This window comes from Pantoea coffeiphila, assembly GCF_016909495.1.
Classification (GTDB): Bacteria; Pseudomonadota; Gammaproteobacteria; order Enterobacterales; family Enterobacteriaceae; genus Erwinia; species Erwinia coffeiphila.
On record NZ_JAFBFW010000002.1, the window covers coordinates 136855 to 157363 of the forward strand.

Annotated in this window: 17 protein-coding genes; 7 read left to right on the top strand and 10 right to left on the bottom strand. The window is 53.1% G+C overall.

The features are described 5' to 3' along the window. Window positions 1-8: 8 nt before the first annotated feature. Window positions 9-2063, bottom strand: a complete 2055-nt coding sequence (helD, locus tag JOE09_RS06425) for a DNA helicase IV (protein ID WP_205065212.1) — start codon at window positions 2061-2063, stop codon at window positions 9-11. Between the two features lie 135 nt (window positions 2064-2198). Between helD and JOE09_RS06430 the strand changes: the two genes are divergently transcribed. Continuing rightward, on the top strand, window positions 2199-2645 hold the full coding sequence (locus tag JOE09_RS06430) for a YccF domain-containing protein (RefSeq protein WP_205065213.1): 447 nt from the start codon (window positions 2199-2201) through the stop codon (window positions 2643-2645). Between the two features lie 8 nt (window positions 2646-2653). Then, window positions 2654-4810 (top strand): YccS family putative transporter, encoded by a 2157-nt coding sequence (yccS, locus tag JOE09_RS06435; protein ID WP_205065214.1) that lies wholly within the window; start codon window positions 2654-2656, stop codon window positions 4808-4810. A 6-nt stretch (window positions 4811-4816) separates the two neighbouring features. Here the strand turns inward: yccS and JOE09_RS06440 are convergent, their stop codons facing one another. Beyond that, on the bottom strand, window positions 4817-5425 hold the full coding sequence (locus JOE09_RS06440; protein ID WP_205065215.1) for a TfoX/Sxy family DNA transformation protein: 609 nt from the start codon (window positions 5423-5425) through the stop codon (window positions 4817-4819). 214 nt (window positions 5426-5639) lie between these two features. Between JOE09_RS06440 and sulA the strand changes: the two genes are divergently transcribed. Together sulA and ompA are read left to right on the top strand one after the other, a co-directional pair. Beyond that, entirely contained in the window at window positions 5640-6146 is a 507-nt protein-coding gene (sulA, locus tag JOE09_RS06445; RefSeq protein WP_205065216.1) for an SOS-induced cell division inhibitor SulA, read from the top strand. A 348-nt stretch (window positions 6147-6494) separates the two neighbouring features. After that, entirely contained in the window at window positions 6495-7565 is a 1071-nt protein-coding gene (gene ompA / locus JOE09_RS06450; RefSeq protein ID WP_105593406.1) for a porin OmpA, read from the top strand. A gap of 88 nt (window positions 7566-7653) precedes the next feature. Here the strand turns inward: ompA and matP are convergent, their stop codons facing one another. Next, window positions 7654-8109 (bottom strand): macrodomain Ter protein MatP, encoded by a 456-nt coding sequence (gene matP, locus JOE09_RS06455; RefSeq protein WP_105593407.1) that lies wholly within the window; start codon window positions 8107-8109, stop codon window positions 7654-7656. A gap of 185 nt (window positions 8110-8294) precedes the next feature. Here matP and JOE09_RS06460 point away from each other — a divergent pair, with 185 nt between their 5' ends. Further along, window positions 8295-10061 carry an AAA family ATPase gene (locus tag JOE09_RS06460; RefSeq protein WP_205065217.1) on the top strand — a complete coding sequence of 589 codons (1767 nt, stop codon included), beginning with the start codon at window positions 8295-8297 and terminating at the stop codon, window positions 10059-10061. A 68-nt stretch (window positions 10062-10129) separates the two neighbouring features. After that, window positions 10130-10648: a bifunctional 3-hydroxydecanoyl-ACP dehydratase/trans-2-decenoyl-ACP isomerase gene (gene fabA, locus JOE09_RS06465; protein WP_205065218.1), complete on the top strand. Its 519-nt coding sequence runs from the start codon at window positions 10130-10132 to the stop codon at window positions 10646-10648. 88 nt (window positions 10649-10736) lie between these two features. Here fabA and rmf read toward each other — a convergent pair whose 3' ends face one another. From rmf to rlmKL, 6 genes are all read right to left on the bottom strand, one after another. After that, complete coding sequence (gene rmf, locus JOE09_RS06470; protein ID WP_105593410.1) at window positions 10737-10904, bottom strand: ribosome modulation factor; 168 nt, start codon at window positions 10902-10904, stop codon at window positions 10737-10739. A 278-nt stretch (window positions 10905-11182) separates the two neighbouring features. Then, window positions 11183-11743: a membrane integrity-associated transporter subunit PqiC gene (gene pqiC / locus JOE09_RS06475; protein WP_205065617.1), complete on the bottom strand. Its 561-nt coding sequence runs from the start codon at window positions 11741-11743 to the stop codon at window positions 11183-11185. Beyond that, a complete protein-coding gene (gene pqiB / locus JOE09_RS06480; protein WP_205065219.1) occupies window positions 11743-13383 on the bottom strand; it encodes an intermembrane transport protein PqiB in 1641 nt (546 codons plus the stop codon). Before pqiB ends, pqiC begins: the two co-directional genes overlap by 1 nt. After that, window positions 13370-14644, bottom strand: a complete 1275-nt coding sequence (pqiA, locus tag JOE09_RS06485) for a membrane integrity-associated transporter subunit PqiA (RefSeq protein WP_205065220.1) — start codon at window positions 14642-14644, stop codon at window positions 13370-13372. Before pqiA ends, pqiB begins: the two co-directional genes overlap by 14 nt. A gap of 18 nt (window positions 14645-14662) precedes the next feature. After that, window positions 14663-16576 carry an ABC transporter ATP-binding protein gene (locus tag JOE09_RS06490; RefSeq protein ID WP_205065221.1) on the bottom strand — a complete coding sequence of 638 codons (1914 nt, stop codon included), beginning with the start codon at window positions 16574-16576 and terminating at the stop codon, window positions 14663-14665. Between the two features lie 6 nt (window positions 16577-16582). Beyond that, window positions 16583-18700: a bifunctional 23S rRNA (guanine(2069)-N(7))-methyltransferase RlmK/23S rRNA (guanine(2445)-N(2))-methyltransferase RlmL gene (gene rlmKL, locus JOE09_RS06495; RefSeq protein WP_205065222.1), complete on the bottom strand. Its 2118-nt coding sequence runs from the start codon at window positions 18698-18700 to the stop codon at window positions 16583-16585. A 136-nt stretch (window positions 18701-18836) separates the two neighbouring features. Here rlmKL and JOE09_RS06500 point away from each other — a divergent pair, with 136 nt between their 5' ends. Continuing rightward, the gene (locus JOE09_RS06500; RefSeq protein ID WP_205065223.1) at window positions 18837-19946 is read left to right on the top strand and encodes a YcbX family protein; all 1110 of its coding nucleotides are present in this window, start codon (window positions 18837-18839) and stop codon (window positions 19944-19946) included. Window positions 19947-19963: 17 nt separating this feature from the next. Here JOE09_RS06500 and JOE09_RS06505 read toward each other — a convergent pair whose 3' ends face one another. Then, entirely contained in the window at window positions 19964-20509 is a 546-nt protein-coding gene (locus JOE09_RS06505) for a cell division protein ZapC (RefSeq protein ID WP_200561410.1), read from the bottom strand.

The window sequence follows — 20509 nt, forward strand, 5'->3', positions numbered from 1 at the left end:
TTCTGCCGTCAGGGTTTTCGCACCTGCGGAACGCCCTGGCGGCCCAGTTCGGCAACAAAATCCGACGGTTCATCGCGATCGTAAAGCAGCCAGACCTGATGGATTGCACGGGTGATGGCGACATACGCCAGTCGACGCTCCTCGGCATCGGGAAACTCTTCCACCTTGGGCAGTAGCGCCGCTTCCATCACCGATTCCCTCGCCGGTGCAGGGAAACCCTCATCCCCCTGAGACAGTCCCAGTAGGATAACGTACTCCGCCTGCTGTCCTTTACTGGCGTGGATAGTCATAAACTCCAGTTTGAGTTTTGGCCAGCGAGTTGCCGCTTTATCCAGTACCTCAGGGCGAAGGTGATGATAGCGGGCCAGCACCATAATCCGCTCGTTCGGCTGAACGTAGCCACTCATTTTATTCAGCAGCGCTTCCAGCTGATCTTCCGGCAATAGCTGAACCGATTTTTTGGTTCCTTTGGTCAGGCTGTTCAGCGTTTTCTTCAACTGGTGCGGATTACGCTGTACAAAGGCGTTGGCAACTTCCCCAATGCGTTGATTGAAGCGGTAGGTGGTATCAAGTATGCAGCGGTCGCCCTCACCAAAATAGTGATGGAAAGCCGTGGTCAGGGTCATTTCAGCGCCGCTGAACCGGTATATAGCCTGCCAGTCGTCGCCGACGGCGAACAGTGCGGTTTGCCGATTTTGCCGACGCAGTGCAGCCAGCAGTTCTGCCCGCTGCGGCGAGATATCCTGGAACTCATCCACCAGAATGTGTTTCCACGGGCTAATAAAGCGGCCTTTATCCAGAATATTAACCGCCTGATGGATCAGGCCAGAAAAATCAACTGCACCCTCTTCCTTCAGTGCAGTTTTCCAGGCTTTTAGCAGCGGAGCCATCAGCTTGACTCTTTTGCTAAACAGTTCGCGGATTTCTTCCGGCGCACCGTCGATCATTGCCGCCTGAGCACCGCCGTGCATACGCATCAGCCCCAGCCAGCGTTCAAGGCGTGCCGCCAGCCGCTTTGCCAGGCTATTACTTTGCCAGAAGTCTCCTTCCTCTATCTCCCATTCCAGCTCGTCACTCAGCCACTGACGCCAGCCGTTGGCGTGGGCTTTTTTCTCACTGCACTGCTGCCGCCAGACGCTAATCAGCAAATCATGACGCGCCGCTGTATCGCTTTCCAGTTTGCTGATCGCGGGGGATTTATTGCTGCCCTGACGAATAATATGCAACGCCAGAGAGTGGAAGGTACGTGCCGAGAAGTCTTCGCTGTGCAGGCGTGAACGCAGACGCTCATTCATCTCTTCTGCCGCTTTACGACCAAAAGCGAGCAACAGCACCTGTTCCGCCGTCGCCTGCTTGCGCAGCAACAGCCACCCCGCCCGCGCAACCAGCACCGAGGTTTTACCGCTGCCCGCTCCGGCCAGTACCAGCACCGAATCTTCACCATTAACCACCGCTCGCGCCTGCGAGGGATTCAGCGGCGAACTCTCCACCTGCTCGAAGTAATCGGCGTGCTGTTCCAGCATACGCTCCGTCCAGCGCGCATTTCGCTTCACGCGCTGACTGTCACTGTCATTCAGCCATTGCTGACAATACCGCCAGGATTCGCGGCAGTTATCAAATTCGTCAAGCCGGGATACAGGAAGCGGCACGGCGTCGAAGGATTTACGGATCGCCTGCTGCCAGCTGCTAATATCGCTGCGTTTCAGCCAACGATCCTGCTGCTCGGCAAGGCGAATGGCTTCGGCCTGCTGGTTTAACACTCCGGCCGCCACGTCACTCATCTCCTGGCTCCACTGTTGCCAGGCGAGGCTAAGGTAGTGGTAGAAACGCTGCGTTTCATTCCATTCCGTACCGTGCAAACGAACGACTTTATCGTCAGGCAATGAAAATTCCAGCTCGCCCCAAACCAGACCACGCTTACAGGCTATGGATAACAGCTGATTAAAGGGGATCAGATACTCGTGTTTTTCACCGCTGACCTCAACGCCAGCATTCAACAGCCGCACCCGATTGTAAGGATGTTGTGCCAGATGTTTACCCAGCGATGTTGCTTTCAGTTCCATTCCTGCGACCCTGCTGCGGTTAATTTCATCTGCATATAGTTTAGCTGGCGACAGTTTACCTCTCCAGCGTTAAAACGCGTTACAATCAATGAATTGTCACTGAGACTTCTCTCAACGCCTAAGGGGACACTACCGATGCGCGCCATACTTAATATCCTCAATTTCATTCTGGGCGGCTGTCTGACCACCCTGTCATGGTTGTTGGCCACATTAGTCAGTATCGTGTTCATTTTTACCCTGCCGCTGACCCGTTCATGCTGGGAAATCACTAAACTTTCACTGCTGCCCTTCGGTAATGAAGCGATACATGTGGATGAGATAAACCCTGATGGGAAAAGTGCACTAATGAACTCAGGCGGTACGCTGCTTAATATTCTGTGGGTGATTTTTTTCGGCTGGTGGCTGTGCCTGATGCACATCACCGCAGGTATTGCGCAATGTCTGACGATTATTGGTATTCCGGTGGGCATCGCTAACCTGAAAATTGCCGTTATCGCACTCTGGCCGGTGGGCCGCCGCGTCGTGCCCGTTGAAGTCGCACGTGCTGCACGTGAAGCCAATGCGCGCCGCCGTTTTTCGTGAGCCGTACCATGCAAACCTCGCTGATCGATAACCTTCGCCGGCATGCGTTTAACAGCAGCTGGCTGTACAATATTCGCATTACGCTGGCCCTGATTGGCACCACGGCCGTCCCCTGGTGGCTGCATCAGATCACCTGGACAATACCGCTAACGCTGGGCGTCGTTGCCGCCGCGCTGACCGATCTCGACGATCGCCTCAGCGGCCGCCTGCGTAACCTGCTTATTACGCTGATCTGTTTTTGTATTGCTTCTGTATCTGTTGAGCTGCTCTTCCCACATCCGTGGCTGTTTGTTATCGGGTTGGCGATCTCAAGCTGGGGCTTTATTCTGCTGGGCGCGTTGGGGCCGCGTTACGCAACTATTGCCTTCGGCGCACTGCTGATCGCCATCTACACCATGCTGGGAATTAGTCTGTTTCCCCAATGGTACTTGCAGCCTATCCTGCTACTGACCGGCGCCATTTGGTATAACCTGCTGACGCTTTTCGGGCACCTGCTGTTTCCTATCCGCCCGCTGCAGGAAAATCTGTCACGCTGCTATGCGCAGTTGGCGCAGTATCTGGAAGCCAAAGCCAGCCTGTTCGATCCTGACCTTGAAGAAGATGACCGGCAGGCGATGGTGGATGTCGCTATGGCAAACAGTCAACTGGTCACCCTGCTGAATCAGGCCAAAGCGTCCATACAGTCGCGGCTACGAGGGGATCGCGGCCAACGCGGAACCAGGCGTACGCTTCATTACTATTTTGTCGCTCAGGATATCCATGAGCGCGCCAGTTCCTCACACGTGCAGTACCATTCTCTGCGTAAAGCATGGGGTGCCAGTGATATTCTCTTCCGCTTTCAGCGCCTGTTAACGCTGCAGGCCGTGGCATGTCGACAGCTTTCACGCACCATCCTGCTGCGCGAAACCTATCAGCATGATTCGCGCTTTGAACGCGTGTTTGCCAATCTTAACGCAGCGCTCCAGAGACTGACTGAGCAACAGCCGGAGAGCCGGGAAGTAAAAGCAATGCACTTCCTGCTGAACAATCTGAAAGCGATTGATGCCCAGCTGGCGACGATAGAATCAGAGCAAGCGCTGGCGGAAGGCGGTTATTACCACGATCAGTCGCTTTCCCGCGAGGGGCTAACCGGCTGGAGCGATATTCGCCTGCGCCTCAGCCGCCATATGAGTGCGGAATCGCCGCTGTTCCGCCATGCTGTTCGACTTTCACTGCTTCTGTGCGCCGGTTACGCTTTTATTCAATTCACCGGCCTGCAGCACGGCTACTGGATATTGCTAACCAGCCTGTTTGTTTGCCAGCCCAATTACAGTGCCACGCGCAGGCGGCTGGCACTGCGAATCGTCGGTACACTGGCAGGGATTGCACTCGGATTGCCTCTACTTTGGCTGGTACCGTCTATTGAAGGGCAGTTGATGCTGATCGTCGTTACCGGCGTGATGTTCTTCTTCTTCCGTAACATTCAGTATGCCCACGCCACCATGTTTATCACGTTGCTGGTGCTGCTGTGCTTCAATCTGCTGGGTGAAGGGTTTGAAGTCGCGCTGCCACGCATTATTGATACGCTGCTGGGCTGCGGCATTGCCTGGTTGGCCGTCGCATTTATCTGGCCGGACTGGCGTTTCCTCAGACTTCCGGCCGTGGCGGAGCGAACGCTCAATGCTAACTGCCGCTACCTGGACGCAGTGTTGGTGCAGTATCACCAGGGAAAAGACAACCGACTTGATTACCGCATCGCACGGCGGGATGCCCACAACGGTGATGCAGAGCTCGCTGCCGTGGTATCGAATATCTCAGTTGAAAGTAAAGCGGATAGCGCCCTTCGTGAAGCCGCTTTCCGACTACTGTGCCTCAACCACTCGTTCCTGAGCTACATTTCGGCGCTGGGGGCACACCGTGAGAAACTGGAAAACACCAATCTGCTTCAGCTAATGGATGATGCCGTCTGCTATGTTGACGACATCCTGCATATTGAAGTGGTGGATGAAGCTAAAGCGCACCGCATGATGGCAAACCTGGCACAGCGGATTCAGCAAACTGAGGCGGATAATGCCACCAAAGAACCGCTTGTCTTACAGCAGGTGGGCCTGCTGGTGGCATTGTTACCTGAAATTGCCAGGCTTAAACAACAGATTGTTCAACGTGCCGGCAACCAGGCTTACTGAAAAAAATCACCCTTTTCGATGCGCATTGCTTTTAAACCAGGCGCGCAATTCCTCTTTGACTGCGGTCGGCAGCGCCTCATAGTGGCTGCCAACTATCGCCCCTTCAAGAGCAAATAGCACCGAAAGACCAAGATGTTTATTGATAGCCCGCAGTTTAAGCCAGCTTCGTTTTGCCCCCTGTTCCATGAGCATTTCAATGGAACAAATACCGACTTCCCGCAGCAACGCCTCCATCCGAATCCCCATATTGGGTAGATCTTTGATACGCCGATTCCTTAGCCTGTCTTTTAATTCCTGCCGTGCACCATTCAGACACAGAGAGGAAATAGCCACTAGCTGGTCGGCATCGGACCACAACACACCATCAACACGGTAGTAATTAAGGGCAACCGGCAGACCTCGCTTTACAAAATGCAGGGGCTGCATTTTCCTTTCACTTATATATGGCTGGGCCTGCTCACAGGCACGAAGATACAGTTCTCCATCAGCAACAACGGCAAATACGGTCTTCGCCACAGACAGGCTATAGCCACCAAACTGTGTGCGTGACTCCACCGGCCCCAACGCCGCCAAACGCTGTTTCGTCTGCTCAATTCTCTGTTTTGAACTACTCATAGCAACTCCCTGCTCAGCTTAAGAACATTCGCATAAATCCCGAAAAATCAACATATTGAAACATAGGCAATCCGTATTACAGGTTCAATGAATAAATGAGAATGTTTCAAGTTATCTTGCGATTTTGCGAGGCGTAATCAAAAAAATAAGGTTGATCTTTGTTCATTACGCATATACTGTATATTCATACAGTGACATTGCGAGCGAAGACATCATGCATACCTATTTCCCGAAATCTCAATCAGTTAATAGTGCATTCCACGTTTCATCACGCGTGACATCTGCTCCAGCTAATGCCGCTGGCCTGATTAGCGAATTAATTTACAGCGAGAACCAGCCAGGTATGACGCAGCTGTTGCTGCTCCCTCTGTTACAGCAGTTAGGCAAACAGTCTCGCTGGCAGCTGTGGCTCACTCCTCATCAAAAATTGAGCCGCGAGTGGTTGCAGCGTTCAGGGCTTCCTTTAGATCGCGTTATGCAAGCCGCACATTCAGGGCCAATCACTACCGTTGAAGCAATGATTAAAGCTTTGCAAACAGGTAATTACAGCGTCGTTTTGGGGTGGTTCGAAGAGGATGTTTCGGAGAGCGATCGTGCAAGAATGCTGGCAGCAGCAAACTCTGGCCAGGCACTGGGGTTAATCATGCGTCCCGATCGTGCAAATTCTCAGTCAGGCAGACCACTTAGCGGGTTAAAAATTCATTCAAGTTTGTATCATTAAGTAAAAATGAGATAATTCTCAGGATTTTTTCTCGTGGTACGCGCCTTAAGCCCCAGATAATGTTATGACGCGGCTGTACAATAGGTTAGCTGCGTCTCTGACCATTTCTTATACACATAATTCCCTTCGGAATGTTAAAAAATATGTAAGATTCCCTATTTTTTTACCGGCCAGCGTCATATCACACTTGTAAGTTTGCTAGTACGTTGTAGACTTTATCTCGCCAGGGTGCTCAATAACCTCCTTTTTTTGGAAGAGTCATAAACGAGCATGACAACCCGGCAAAGGATTTAACCAAAGAGCTTAATTTAAGCTCATTGCCTATTTGGATGATAACGAGGCGCAAAAATGAAAAAGACAGCTATCGCAATTGCAGTGGCACTGGCTGGCTTCGCTACCGTAGCGCAGGCCGCTCCTAAAGATGACACCTGGTATACCGGTGCTAAACTGGGCTGGTCTCAGTACCACGACAAAGGTTACTACGGTAACGGTTACCAAAACAACGACGGCCCAACTCATGAAAACCAGCTTGGTGCTGGTGCATTCGTTGGTTATCAGGCGAATCCATACCTGGGCTTCGAACTGGGTTATGACTGGCTGGGCCGTATGCCTAACAAAGGCGATCAGGTCAATGGCGCATTCAAAGCGCAGGGCGTTCAGCTGGCAGCTAAGTTGAGCTACCCGGTTCTGGACAACCTGGACCTGTACACCCGTCTGGGTGGTATGGTATGGCGTGCTGACTCCACTCAGCAGGTAGTTGGCGGCGATCGCATCAGCGATCACGACACCGGCGTTTCTCCACTGGCAGCAGTGGGTGTTGAATATGCTCTGACTCCAAACTGGGCAACCCGTCTGGACTATCAGTGGGTTAACAACATCGGTGACGCAGGTACCGTTGGTGCACGTCCTGACAACTCTATGTTCAGCGTAGGTGTTTCTTACCGTTTCGGTCAGGAAGAAGCTGCTGCTCCAGCACCAGCTCCGGCACCAGCTCCGGCTCCAGTTGTTGAAACCAAGCGTTTCACCCTGAAGTCTGACGTGCTGTTCAACTTCAACAAAGCCACTCTGAAACCAGAAGGTCAGCAGGCTCTGGATCAGCTGTACACCCAGCTGAGCAATCTGGACCCTAAAGATGGCTCTGTTGTAGTACTGGGCTTCACAGACCGCATCGGTTCTGAAGAATACAACCAGAAACTGTCTGAGAAACGTGCTCAGTCAGTAGTGGATTACCTGGTATCTAAAGGTATCCCAGCTAACAAGATCTCTGCACGTGGCCAGGGTAAATCTAACCCAGTTACTGGCAACACCTGTGACAGCGTGAAAGGCCGTCAGGCTCTGATCGACTGCCTGGCGCCAGACCGTCGCGTAGAAATCGAAGTTAAAGGCATCAAAGACGTTGTGACTCAGCCTCAGGCTTAAGTGACGCTTTGAGCAAAAAACCCCGCTTCGGCGGGGTTTTTTATTTCCTTCATTACAGCATCTGAGCGTTAAATTGCTTCCCGTCCTGCTATTCAGGTTTTCCGAGAATAGCCTTCAGATCCTGCTTAAGTGAGGACATCTGACTGGCATATTGCTCTTTACGTTCCGCATCCTCAATGAGCTGCACCACCGTTTCCGAAAGCGTACTGTTACGGCGCTGCGCCAGTCCAGCAAGACGCTGCCACACCAGATATTCCAGATCGATAGACTTCTTCCGCGTATGCTGATGTTCAGCATTAAAATGGCGTTTACGACGCGCGCGAATCGTCTGCTTCATACGGTTTTCAAGAGCCGGATTAATATGCTGGTTAATCCAGGTCAAAACCAGATTGGGAGTATTCTCCATCGCCAACAACTCATCCACGACCGCCTGCGCTGCGCTGAGTTCGACATAGCGCGTGATCGCTTCACCTTCGCGGTGTTTTTTGACGAGGTATTTCCATTTCCATCCGCTTTCAAGATTTTCCAGTTGTTGATATTTCATCGGAATCTCATGCTGATCCTATAACAAGTTAAGAATAACAGCTTTTTTTAATCTGGCTGCAAAGAAAACCGGAACCAGGGCGTGAATATCAATTCAGTTAATACAGAACCGCATGTCTGCTGTGCTTAACAGGCTGAATTATTGTATAATGCCGCTTTTATTCATTTCAGAAAAATACGATAACTTTGACCAACAACCGATTAGAGTGGCGCGCCCTACAGCCCGATACAGAACGCTTCCAGCATCTCATCTCACAGGCTGCCACCACTGAGACAGAGTGTTTTGCTAACGTGCAGTCTCGCCTGTTCAACGGCCTCAGCCTGCTTCTGCAAACCCCGGCTAAAGTACCGCTTATGCTGGTCAAAAGCGCCGAAAGCGCCGAATATCTGGCTTTGCTACAGGATGTCCTCTCTTCCCTCGTCGAATCAGATGAAGAGGATGATGCAAACCTGTTATACGGTGGGCACTATCTGGTTGAACCGCAAATGATCGTCTGGCGCCCGGCGGAAAGTCCGCTCGACAATTTTGCCAGCACCGGCGGCGTTCATCAGGCTGACTGGATCGAAGCCGAGCAGCTTTTTGGCTGCGTTCGTGTTTATAACTCGATGCTTACGCTGTCCCCGGGCCTTGTTCACCGCGCCAACGGCGGCGTGCTGATCCTCTCCCTGCGCGCGCTGCTGGCACAGCCATTACTCTGGCTACGCCTGAAAAAAATCATAGTCAACCAGCGCTTTGACTGGTATTCGCAGGATGAAACACGGCCTCTGCCACTTGACGTCCCGTCAATGCCGATGCAGCTTCGTCTGGTTCTTACCGGCGATCGTGATGCACTGGCTGATTTCCAGGATATGGAACCCGAGCTGGCTGCGCTGTCGCTTTACAGCGAGTTTGAAGAGAACATCCAGCTGGTTGATGAGGAAGAATTCACTAACTGGATGCAGTGGGTGCTCAGCATTGCGCAAAGCCTCGGTTATCCGGCCCCGGCCGCTGATTTCTGGCCAGTACTCATCCGCGAAGCAGCCCGCTATACCGGCGATCAGGAGACACTTCCTCTAGATCCAACCTGGCTGGCACGCCAGCTGCAGGATGCTGCACTTTACAGTGAAGATGAGAACGTAAACGGTGAAAATTTACGCGATGCTCTCACTACCCGCGAATGGCGTGAAGGTTTCCTTTCAGAGCGCGTCCGTGATGACATTCTGCTTGACCAGATTCTGATCGAAACAGAAGGTGAAATGGTTGGCCAAATCAACGCACTTTCGGTGATCGATTTCCCGGGTCACCCACGTCCGTTTGGTGAGCCTTCGCGTATCAGCTGTGTGGTGCATGTCGGTGACGGCGAGTTTACCGATGTAGAGCGTAAAGCAGAACTCGGTGGAAATATCCATGCTAAAGGCATGATGATTATGCAGGCTTGGCTGATCGCCGAGCTGGAGCTGGACCAACAGCTGCCCTTCTCCGCTTCCCTGGTATTTGAACAGTCATACTCAGAAGTTGATGGCGACAGCGCCTCGCTGGCAGAGCTTTGCGTATTAATCAGCGCACTCGCTTTACAGCCAATCAATCAGCAAATTGCCGTTACCGGTTCCGTCGATCAGTTTGGTCGCGTTCAGCCCGTGGGCGGATTAAATGAAAAAATTGAAGGCTTCTTCAATATCTGTAATCAACGTACGCTAAATGGCAATCAGGGCGTTATTATTCCTGCGGCCAACGTACGTCACCTCTCGTTACAACAAGAAGTTGTAGATGCTGTGCGGGAAGGTAAATTCCATTTGTGGGCCGTATCCAGCGTGGATGAAGCCCTGCCGTTGTTAACGGGTGTTGAATGGGACAAGGAGAACGATCCTTGCCTGCTGCGTTCTATTCAGGATCGCATTGCTCAGATTAACCAACAGGATGCACGACAGCTTCCGTGGGCACTACGTTGGTTAAACTGGTTCAACCAGCGCTGATCGGACTTGTTCAGCGTACACGTGTTAGCTAAAATTCGTGATTCACTAAAATAAGGCTTATTGAGAATATGGTAGATAAACGCGAATCCTATACAAAAGAAGACCTGATTGCTTCTGGTCGCGGTGAACTTTTTGGTGCAGAAGGCCCGCCATTGCCAGCCGGCAATATGTTGATGATGGACCGCGTAATCAAAATGACAGAAGATGGCGGCAACTACGGTAAGGGCTTTGTTGAGGCCGAGCTGGATATCAATCCGGACCTGTGGTTCTTCGGCTGCCACTTTATTGGCGATCCGGTTATGCCTGGCTGCCTGGGTCTGGATGCAATGTGGCAGCTGGTCGGTTTTTACCTCGGCTGGTTAGGCGCTGAAGGTAAAGGCCGTGCGCTGGGCGTTGGCGAGGTGAAATTCACCGGCCAGGTCCTGCCAACGGCGAAAAAGGTTTCGTACCGTATTCATTTTAAACGCGTTATTAACCGTAAACTGGTGATGGGCGTTGCTGATGGAGAAGTGCTGGTCGATGGTCATGTAATTTACACCGCTACCGACCTGAAAGTGGGTCTGTTCAAAGATACGACTGCTTTCTAATCGTTCTGGTCATTGTTGCAAAACGATGACCTCCAGAACCGAAAACCTCCGCAGCAGCGGAGGTTTGTTCCTTTACGTTGAACAGGCGTTACGCGGTAACCGTCCTGTCCTCCATGGCCTGTCGCCAACCTCCCAACCAGTGAGATCGAGCATCTAGCATTTGGTAAGGACACATCTCTTTTGAGCGTCCGGTAATGCCCGCCTGATAACCCCGTGAATGTGCCCGATCCAGGCGATCTCGTTTCTGTCTCTTCATGCCGCGTTTCCCTCATTTTGTCTGGTGGAATCTGGTGGAAAGAAAACAGTGGCTACTGAGTGCGCAGCCACAGTTAAGTTCTACCTCTGCGGTCATAAAAGATCAATGCGCAAATTTCACGCCAATGTCATATTTGTGACCTGGCATTTTCATAATTTTGCATTGCTTTTTGGTACTGAAAGGTTACAGGTGGATGATTAGCAATAAAAAAGCCTTCGATCAGGCAAAAGTCTCATTTTGCGATAATCAAAGGCTTAGGCTATTTGTAAAAATAATAACTAACGTTGCTGATTTATCGCATTTGCGATCTGGGTCGAAATCTGTTGCCAGCCCTGCGACAGCGTTCTGACTAGCGAATCATAACCGTCCTCGCTTTGCGGCAGGTCCAGCATAAACGCACGCTTCTCTATGCGGCCTTCACGCTGCAGCATCCACACACCACTGATCACTGCACGGCCATCGTAACGCCCGTGAAAGCCGGTGACCGTCACGTTAAGCGTGTCGTGCTGTTGGCCAACCGGCGAAGAAGAGACCACCGCGCCGGGCAATTCGTTACTCAGATTGCTGACCAGGGTTTGCTGAAGCTGCTGGTCGAGCGGACTGGCCCAGCGATTGTTAGCGGCGATAACGTACTGAACGTCATTGCTCTGATAGACCACACCGTTACCTGCCAGATAATCCGGTATTGAGACCGCCTCAACCCAAATAGGGCGCGAGAATGTCTGGCTGCTTACTACCGTGCTGCCACCTGCCGCAGGCAGCTGATAGTAACGCGTTTCCGGCGTACTGCTACAGGCTGTTAATGTAAGAAGCAGCGCTAAGGGTATCCATTTCATCATCATTTCGCCCTCTTCGGCTGTGGGTCCTGACCGGGTTTTGCTTCAAACACCAGCGCATTACTTTTGCTATTTAACGTTTTCAGTACCGGCTGTAGCTCACGCATCACCTGATCCAGTCGTTGCATATCCGCCACCATTTTGTTGTAGGCCGGCGATCCTGGCTGGAAGCCCTTCATGCTGCGATTCAGTTCACGCAGCGTATTCTGCATATCTGCCGGCAGCTCCTGCATCGCCTGACTGGAAGTGATTTGATTGAGGTTATCCAGCGTTTTTTGCAGCTCGCGCAGCGTGCGCTGGCTCTCTTTCAGCGTACCGGTTGCCTCGTTCAGCATCGGATTCAGCGGCAGGTTGTTGATCTTATCCAACGACTCCACCAGCTTCTCCTGTATCTGCGCAAGTCCGCCGCTGACCGTCGGAATCAGTTCGTAATTTTCAAATGTCGCCGGGCCGCTCACCGGTTTGGCATTTTTATAGAAGTCCAGATCCACGTACAGCGAACCGGTTAGCAGATTGGCAGATTTAAGCGAAGCGCGTAATCCCTCACTGATACCCGTTTTCAGATGCTGCTCAAAGTTAAAGCCTTCGCCCAGCTGCTTACGGAAGCGATCGGGCTCAATTCGAATCAATACCGGAATGCGGTAATCATTGTTCAGACGCTGTGCAATACCCGGCGCCGTAAATGGAACCTCCGCAACAGTTCCCAGGCGAATGCCGCGGAATTCGACCGGCGCGCCAGCGTTCAATCCACGAACGGATTCATTAAAGAACATCAGGAAGTCTTTATGTTCGCTATACAGGGAGTCCTGAATGCTGCGCTGATCGTCAAAGAGGCGATATTCCGCTTTATTCTCCGCGGGTTTGCCCAACTCCCAGCCTTCCGGCACGTCAAAGCTCACCCCGCCGCTTAACAGGGTGGCCAGCGATCCCATCTCAACACGCATTCCGGATGCCGACATATCGACCGCAATACCACTGTCTTTCCAGAATCGAACATTAGTGGTAATCAGGCGATCGTAAGGTGCGGCGATAAACAGCTGATAGGCAATCATACGTTTATCGGTATCGAACGAACTGGTTTCCACCGAGCCCACCCGATAGCCCCGGAACAGCACTGGATCGCCGGCATTGAGCTGGCCTGCTTTGCGACTGTCCAGAGTGATGCGGATCCCTTTCGCATCCGGCGGAGCCAGCGGTGGCGCATCCAGCAGCTGGTATTCTTTGGCTTTTTCGCCCTTTGCCCCCGGCTGGAGTTCAATGTAAGCACCGGAGAGCAGCGTGCTCAAGCCACTGACGCCACCGCGGCCAATCATCGGTTTCACCACCCAAAATGCGCTGTCTTCGCGCAGGAGTTTCTCCATACCAGAGTTAAGACGCGCTTTAATTTCAACGTGGTGCAGATCGTCCGTCAATACAGCACTTTCAACTATTCCGACATCCACGCTGCGGCTTTTAATAGTGGTTTTTCCACCTTCAATGCCTTCCGCATTGGTGGTAATCAGGGTCACTTCCGGCCCCTGATGACTGAAATGATAAAACAGTATCCATGCACCGATCAGCACGGTCACAATCGGCACGATCCACACCGGAGACCAGCGTTTAATATGTTCTACCCTGGCGGTGCTGTGATTATTGTCCGTCACTAAACGACTCCTCAGTACGCTTATCTTTCACCCGATCCCAGGTTAGTCGGGGATCAAACGTAATTGCTGCAAACATTGTCAGGATCACCACCATCGCGAATAACAGCGCACCCGTGGCGGGATAAATGCTCATCAGCCGCCCCATACGCACCAGTGCCGACAGTACGGCAATAACAAAAACGTCAATCATTGACCAGCGTCCGACAAACTCAACCATTTCATAAATTTTATGCATCCGTTCACTGTCGTGGTGATGTCGGCTATCCCCCTTGACATCCCAGCACAACCAGCCGATAGCCAGCATTTTCAATGAAGGTACCATGATACTGGCAATGAATATCACTAACGCTACCGGATAGGAACCATCGCTCCACAGCAGGATAACCCCGGCCATGATGGTTGAACCCATCTTGTTACCCAGCGCTTCGGTGATCATGATTGGCATCAGGTTAGCGGGAATATAAAGCAGTATGGAGGTCAACAGCAGCGCCAGCGTCCACTGCAGACTGTGCTTACGCCGAGCATGGCCATGACTCCCACAGCGCGGGCAGACTAACCGATCGCTGGCCAGCACTGCGGTACAGCATGAGCAGGAGCGCATACCCTGCCGCAGGCCGCTAATGCCCGCCACCGGACGCGCAGGCAGAGCGGGTAATGGCGCAACTCGCTGCCAAAGCACCCGACGTTCTATGCACTGAAATGCCCGCAGTTGCAGTACGCAAAACAGGCACCAGGGGATAAAGCTGCTACCAATGCCGATGTCGCCATAGGCCATCAACTTGACGAAACTGACCAGCACTCCGGCGAGAAAAATCTCCGCCATGCCCCAGCTCCGCAGCTGCATCAGGATACGGGTCATACCCCGTTTCAACGGCAGCGGCAGTTTTAACGGGCTGACCAGCAGCAGGATCGCTATCATACAGAACGCGGGCACGCCCTGAACGAAGAGCATAAACAGCGTAGCCAGACTGCTGTAGTCCTCAGAAACCATCACCTGAGGGATCTGCATCATGGAAATTTCGCTGCTTAAACCCGCAACCCGCATATTAACGAAGGGAAAGAGGTTGGCCAGCAGCAGCATAAACAGCGCCGCCAGCGCATAGCCAGCTGGCCGCCTGAGCGGCTCAACCCAGCTGGAGTGAAGTGTGGTATGACAGCGCGGGCAGCTTGCTTTGCTGCCCGGCAGAAGCACGGGCAACTGTGTCATGAGGTCACACTGCGGACATAGAATCCATTGATGTGCGTGGTGCGACGAACACATACCTTTCCCTCAATAAAATTACGCGCCGTTACTTAACGACTCAAGGTATTCCCAACGTTCAAACGCCGTTTCCAGTTCCTGTTCGGCTTTTGCCAGCGCATCCAGAACCGGCTGAGTTGCCTCATGCGGCTGGTTAAAGAAGTTTACATCAGCAACCTGAGCCTGATACGCAGCAAGTTGTGCTTCCAGCTCTTCCATTTTCTGCGGCAGCTGTTCCAGTTCGCGCTGTAAATTGTAGCTCAGCTTAGCAGCCGTTTTCTTCACTGCTTCGCTTTTAACGCTTTCCTGACGTGGCTGAGAAACCGTATTTTTAGCCGCAGCCCGGTTTTGTTTCCAGGCCGTACGCTGAAGCTGAGCATCATGGTAACCACCCACAAACGCGCCAATTTCGCCGTTGCCATCAAAGATCCAGCATTCGGTGACGGTGTTATCAACAAACTGACGATCGTGGCTGACCAGCAGTACCGTGCCCTGATAGCCATCGATAAGTTCTTCCAGCAACTCGAGCGTTTCAACATCAAGGTCGTTGGTCGGTTCATCGAGAATCAGCAGATTACTCGGCTTGAGGAACAGACGAGCCAGCAGCAGTCGGTTGCGCTCTCCACCGGACAAGGCTCGCACCGGCGTCATCGCGCGTTTTGGATGGAACAGGAACTCCTGCAGATAACCCAGCACATGGCGCGGCTTGCCGTTAACCATCACTTCCTGCTTGCCTTCAGCCAGGTTATCCATCACCGTGCGATCCGGGTCCAGCTCGGCACGGTGCTGGTCAAAGTAGGCCACTTCCAGTTTAGTACCGATATGTACCCGACCACTGTCCGGCTTGAGCTGATCCAGCATCAGCTTCAGCAGCGTAGTTTTACCGCAGCCGTTCGGGCCGATCAGAGCAATTTTGTCACCGCGCTGAACCTGGCGAGAGAAATCGTTAACCAGCTGCTTGCCCGCTATACCGTATTTAACGTTTTCCATTTCAAAGACAATCTTGCCTGAACGCGACGCCTCTTCCACCTGCATGTTGGCTTTGCCCATCACTTCGCGGCGTTCGGAACGTTCGCGGCGCAAGGCTTTCAGTGCGCGTACACGTCCTTCATTACGCGTACGTCGGGCTTTGATGCCCTGGCGTATCCACACTTCTTCCTGCGCCAGCTTACGGTCAAATTCTGCGTTCTGCATCTCTTCAACGCGCAGTGCTTCCTCTTTACCCAGCAGATACTGATCGTAATCTCCCGGCCAGGACACCAGCTTGCCGCGGTCAAGATCGACAATACGGGTCGCCATATTGCGGATAAATGAACGGTCGTGAGAAATAAAGATAATGCTGCCCTGGAACGTTTTCAGGAACGTTTCCAGCCAGTCGATAGTTTCGATATCCAGGTGGTTGGTTGGCTCATCGAGCATCAGCACCTTCGGGTTGCTGACCAGCGCGCGCCCCAGCGCTGCTTTACGCAGCCAGCCGCCTGAAAGAGAGGAAAGCTCGGCATCACCGTCAAGACCAATCTTTTCCAGCACGTCATGAATACGGCTTTCCAACTGCCAGAGATTCTGGTGATCGAGGATCGCCTGCAGGCGCGCCATCTCATTCAGATTTCGGTCACTCGGATCTTCCATCACCAGGTGAGAAATCGCGTGATAGGCTTTCAGGTGTTCAGCCTGCTCTTCCACGCCTTCGGCAACGAAATCATACACCGAACCGGCGACGTTACGCGGTGGATCCTGTTGCAGACGCGCCACGATCAGATCCTGCTCATAAATGATACGACCGTCATCCAGTGGCTGCTCACGGTTGATGATTTTCATCAGCGTGGATTTACCCGCCCCGTTACGCCCGACCAGACAAACGCGCTCATTCTCTTCGATATGCAGTTCAGTGTTATCCAACAGCGGCGCGTCGCTGAATGAGAGGTAAGCGCCATGAATACTGATTAGTGACATAAAAACTTATTCCTTACCGGCATGCGTCAGCAGCCAGCAGTTGTGAATTTGACGGTTACGGGCAAAATCCTGTGACTGCGTTTTGGCGGTAATTTCGCGAGCCTCAAGGCCCAGCGCTTCCAGCCCGGCGAAGTCCATCTTAAAGCCGCGTTTATTGTTAGAGAACATAATGGTACCACCCGCTCTGAGCAGGCGTTTAAGATCCTTCATCAGATCCAGATGATCGCGCTGCACGTCAAAACTCTCCTCCATACGCTTGGAGTTAGAGAACGTTGGCGGATCGATAAAGATCAGATCGAACTGTTCATCGGCCTCACGCATCCAGTTCAGGCAATCTGCCTGCATCAGACGGTGCTGGCGGCCGGTTAAACCGTTAAGCCGCAGGTTACGCTCCGCCCACTCCAGATAGGTGCGCGACATATCCACCGTGGTGGTACTGCGCGCACCGCCAAGACCAGCATGAACGCTGGCGCTGCCGGTGTAAGCGAACAGGTTGAGGAAGTCTTTGCCTTTACTCATCTGGCCAAGCATTTTGCGGGCGATGCGATGGTCAAGGAACAAGCCAGTATCAAGATAATCAGTCAGATTGACCCACAGTTTGGCATTAAATTCGCTGACCTGGAAGAAATCCCCCTTCTCACCCAGTTTTTGATACTGACTTTTACCTTTCTGCCTCTCACGGGTTTTCAGCACCAGTCGGTTGGTCGGCATTTCCATAACATTGAGCGTTGCCGCAATCACATCGAACAAACGCTGACGCGCTTTGGCTGGCTCAACGGTTTTCGGTGGCGCATATTCCTGCACCACCACCCAGTCACCGTAGCGGTCAACAGCAACGTTATAGTCCGGCAGATCGGCATCATAGACGCGGTAGCATTCAATACCTTCCTGACGCGCCCATTTATCCAGCTTCTTCAGATTTTTACGCAAGCGGTTAGCATAATCATCGGCCAGCTGCGCCACGGCACCACCCGACGGGTTCGCGGCCAGCTGATAGTTTTTCTGCACGCAGTCCAGCGGGCCGTTCTTCGCCTTAAACTGGCGATCGGCACGCAATTGCAGGCAGCTCAACAGTTCCGGTGATGCACTGAACAGCGACAGATTCCAGCCGCCAAACTGGGCTTTCATCAGACGGCCCAACTGGCTGTGCAGCGCGATCAGCGCGGGTTCACTCTCCAGGCGCTCGCCGTAAGGCGGGTTGCTCAGCACCGTACCCGCGGGCCCTTCCGGCAGCGGATTTTGCAGCTTCAGCACATCCTGAAGGGTGAAGCTAATCCGCTCAGCCAGGCCAGCACGACGGGCGTTGGCCCGTGCACTTTCAATTACGCGCGGATCGTTGTCATAGCCGAAGAAGCGCGAGGTATTTTCCTGCAGGCCTTTCTTTGCTCTCGCCTGCGCTTCCTGCTTCACTTCACCCCAAAGCGCCGCATCAAATTTACTCCAGCCGGTAAAGCCCCAGTGATTGCGGTGCAGGCCCGGTGCACGATCGCAGGCGATCATGGCGGCTTCCAGCAACAGCGTACCGGAACCACACATCGGATCGACCAGTGGCGTACCCGACTGCCAGCCGGAGCGCAGCACAATAGCGGCAGCCAGGGTCTCTTTTAGCGGTGCCTGACCGGTTTGCTGGCGATAACCGCGCATATGCAAGCCTTCGCCGCTGAGATCAAGCGCGATACTGGCCGTGTCTTTATTCAACCAGACATTGACGCGGATATCCGGCAGTTCGCGATCGACATCCGGACGCGCCAGCCCTTTACGGGTGAAACTGTCAACAATGGCATCTTTCACCTTCAGCGCACCATACTGACTGTTGCGGATAACCTCGTTCAGACCGCTAAAATGCACGGCGAAGGTTTTATCGCTGCCGAACATTGCCGGCCAGTCAATAGCCTGCACGCCAAGGTAGAGGTCAAGATCGCTGTAAACACCGCATTCTGTCAGCGGCAGCAGAATACGCGACGCCAGACGACTCCACATCAGACTTTGGTACATCAGACGATCGTCACCCTGATAATGTACGCCGCCCTGGACGACCTGGCAGCTTTGCGCGCCAAGGGCTTCCAGTTCACTTTTTAACAGCTCTTCGAGCCCACGCGCCGTACTGGCAAACAGAGAATTCATAGTGTCACTTATCGTCATCAGAAAATTGCTGCGCATTATAGCTAATCATGGCGTCATGTCATAAAGTTAGCTTCTTTTGCTGCAGAAACCCTGGCTTAACAGGGGGCATATACCGGCTGCACAAGGAGTCAGCACCATGATCACACTGTCACGGTTATTTATTCACCCGGTAAAATCCATGCGCGGCATGCAGGTTTCGCATGCTCAGGCTTTAGAGAGCGGCCTTGCCTTCGATCGCATCTTTATGCTTACCGAACCTGATGGCACCTTTATTACCGCGCGCCAGTATCCCGAAATGGTGTTGTTCACTCCGGCTTTAATTATGGGTGGTTTACAGCTCAGCGCACCCGATGGCAGCAGCGCAACGGTGCTGTTTGAGGATTTTCTCCCCGACAGTGAGCCCACTGAAGTCTGGGGAAGCCACTTCAGCGCCCTGATTGCCCCAGACAGTATCAACCAGTGGCTGAGCAGCTTTTTCCCCCGACCACTTCAGCTACGTTGGGTTGGCCCCCGAATGACCCGCAGGGTTAAACATTTTGAACAGGTTCCTCTCGGATTCGCCGATGGCTTCCCCTATCTGTTGGTTAATGAAGCCTCGCTGTTTGATTTACAACAGCGCTGCCCGGCAGGCGTGAGGATGGAACAGTTCCGTCCGAACCTGGTGATTACCGGCGCGGATGCCTGGGCCGAAGACGGCTGGTCAACCGTAAAGATCGGCGATGTGCTTTTCGATCTGCCCAAACCCTGTAGCCGCTGCGTGTTCACCACCATCAGCCCCCAGCGTGGCCGCAAACATCCCAGCGGTGAACCGCTGTCCACGCTCCAGCGTTTTCGCAGCGCGCAGGACGGCAGCGGAGATATCGACTTCGGAATGAATCTGGTCGCCCGCAGTAGCGGCGTCATCCGGACTGGCGACAGGTTTGAGGTGATTAAACGCCAGCCTGCCCGCGCCTACGGCAGCGGTGACGTTACCGAAACGCTAACGGTCGATACACCACCGCCCGGTGAGGTGACCCTGAATTGGAACGGTCAGGCATTCAGCGGCAACAATCAGCAGGTGCTGCTGGAGCAGTTGGAAATGCAGGGGATTCGTATTCCCTACTCCTGCCGGGCAGGGATCTGCGGCAGTTGCAAAGTCACCCTGGTCAGTGGTGAGGTCAGCGCATTGAAAAAAGGAGCAATACGGAAGGATGGAACCATTCTCAGCTGCAGCTGTATCCCGTCAGGGGATCTGATTCTACGCTAAGGATCTTGCGCGGTGAGTTACACCGCGCGAGCAAACCGCAGCGCGTCAGGTTTAACCTGAGGCGTAAGACGATCGTGCATAATTTTTATCGCATCACCCAGCATCATACTGCGGCCAGCCAGAATAAGCTCCGGCTGAGCCAGCAGGCAAAGCGCCGCGTTCTCACCCGATTCAACGACGATCATTGTCGCCTGCTCACCGCTATCGCTAACGGTAACGCAAACCAGATCGCCCTCTTCAGGACGGAAGCCACCGTGTGTCTGAGTCACAAAATGCCAGCTCTTGGGCATCAGCGGCTTGAGGAAACGGGTCGCCACCAGCACGTTCAGCACCAATTCAGCGTGCTGTTCAGAATCCAGCTCTGCCTGGCGGCATCGCTCAGCAAAGGTGAAAAATAGTGCAGCGTCATCGACACAAAAGCCTGAAACATCAAAGGCATCTGGCGTGAGCATCTTGCGGGGAAAACGTGAGCGAAATGGCTGTTCACGAGCCAGGTCCAGCATCATACGGTCTTGTTCTGCGTCGAAAAACCAACGCCAGTTATCGTCCGGTTTTATCCTCAT

What these genes read in the sequence shown, in the direction of transcription:
- helD (WP_205065212.1), bottom strand. Translation starts at nt 2,063, where the DNA reads ATGGAACTGAAAGCAACATCGCTGGGTAAACATCTGGCACAACATCCT.
- JOE09_RS06430 (WP_205065213.1), top strand. Translation starts at nt 2,199, where the DNA reads ATGCGCGCCATACTTAATATCCTCAATTTCATTCTGGGCGGCTGTCTG.
- yccS (WP_205065214.1), top strand. Translation starts at nt 2,654, where the DNA reads ATGCAAACCTCGCTGATCGATAACCTTCGCCGGCATGCGTTTAACAGC.
- JOE09_RS06440 (WP_205065215.1), bottom strand. Translation starts at nt 5,425, where the DNA reads ATGAGTAGTTCAAAACAGAGAATTGAGCAGACGAAACAGCGTTTGGCG.
- sulA (WP_205065216.1), top strand. Translation starts at nt 5,640, where the DNA reads ATGCATACCTATTTCCCGAAATCTCAATCAGTTAATAGTGCATTCCAC.
- ompA (WP_105593406.1), top strand. Translation starts at nt 6,495, where the DNA reads ATGAAAAAGACAGCTATCGCAATTGCAGTGGCACTGGCTGGCTTCGCT.
- matP (WP_105593407.1), bottom strand. Translation starts at nt 8,109, where the DNA reads ATGAAATATCAACAACTGGAAAATCTTGAAAGCGGATGGAAATGGAAA.
- fabA (WP_205065218.1), top strand. Translation starts at nt 10,130, where the DNA reads ATGGTAGATAAACGCGAATCCTATACAAAAGAAGACCTGATTGCTTCT.
- rmf (WP_105593410.1), bottom strand. Translation starts at nt 10,904, where the DNA reads ATGAAGAGACAGAAACGAGATCGCCTGGATCGGGCACATTCACGGGGT.
- pqiC (WP_205065617.1), bottom strand. Translation starts at nt 11,743, where the DNA reads ATGATGAAATGGATACCCTTAGCGCTGCTTCTTACATTAACAGCCTGT.
- pqiA (WP_205065220.1), bottom strand. Translation starts at nt 14,644, where the DNA reads ATGTGTTCGTCGCACCACGCACATCAATGGATTCTATGTCCGCAGTGT.
- JOE09_RS06490 (WP_205065221.1), bottom strand. Translation starts at nt 16,576, where the DNA reads ATGTCACTAATCAGTATTCATGGCGCTTACCTCTCATTCAGCGACGCG.
- rlmKL (WP_205065222.1), bottom strand. Translation starts at nt 18,700, where the DNA reads ATGAATTCTCTGTTTGCCAGTACGGCGCGTGGGCTCGAAGAGCTGTTA.
- JOE09_RS06500 (WP_205065223.1), top strand. Translation starts at nt 18,837, where the DNA reads ATGATCACACTGTCACGGTTATTTATTCACCCGGTAAAATCCATGCGC.
- JOE09_RS06505 (WP_200561410.1), bottom strand. Translation starts at nt 20,509, where the DNA reads ATGAGGATAAAACCGGACGATAACTGGCGTTGGTTTTTCGACGCAGAA.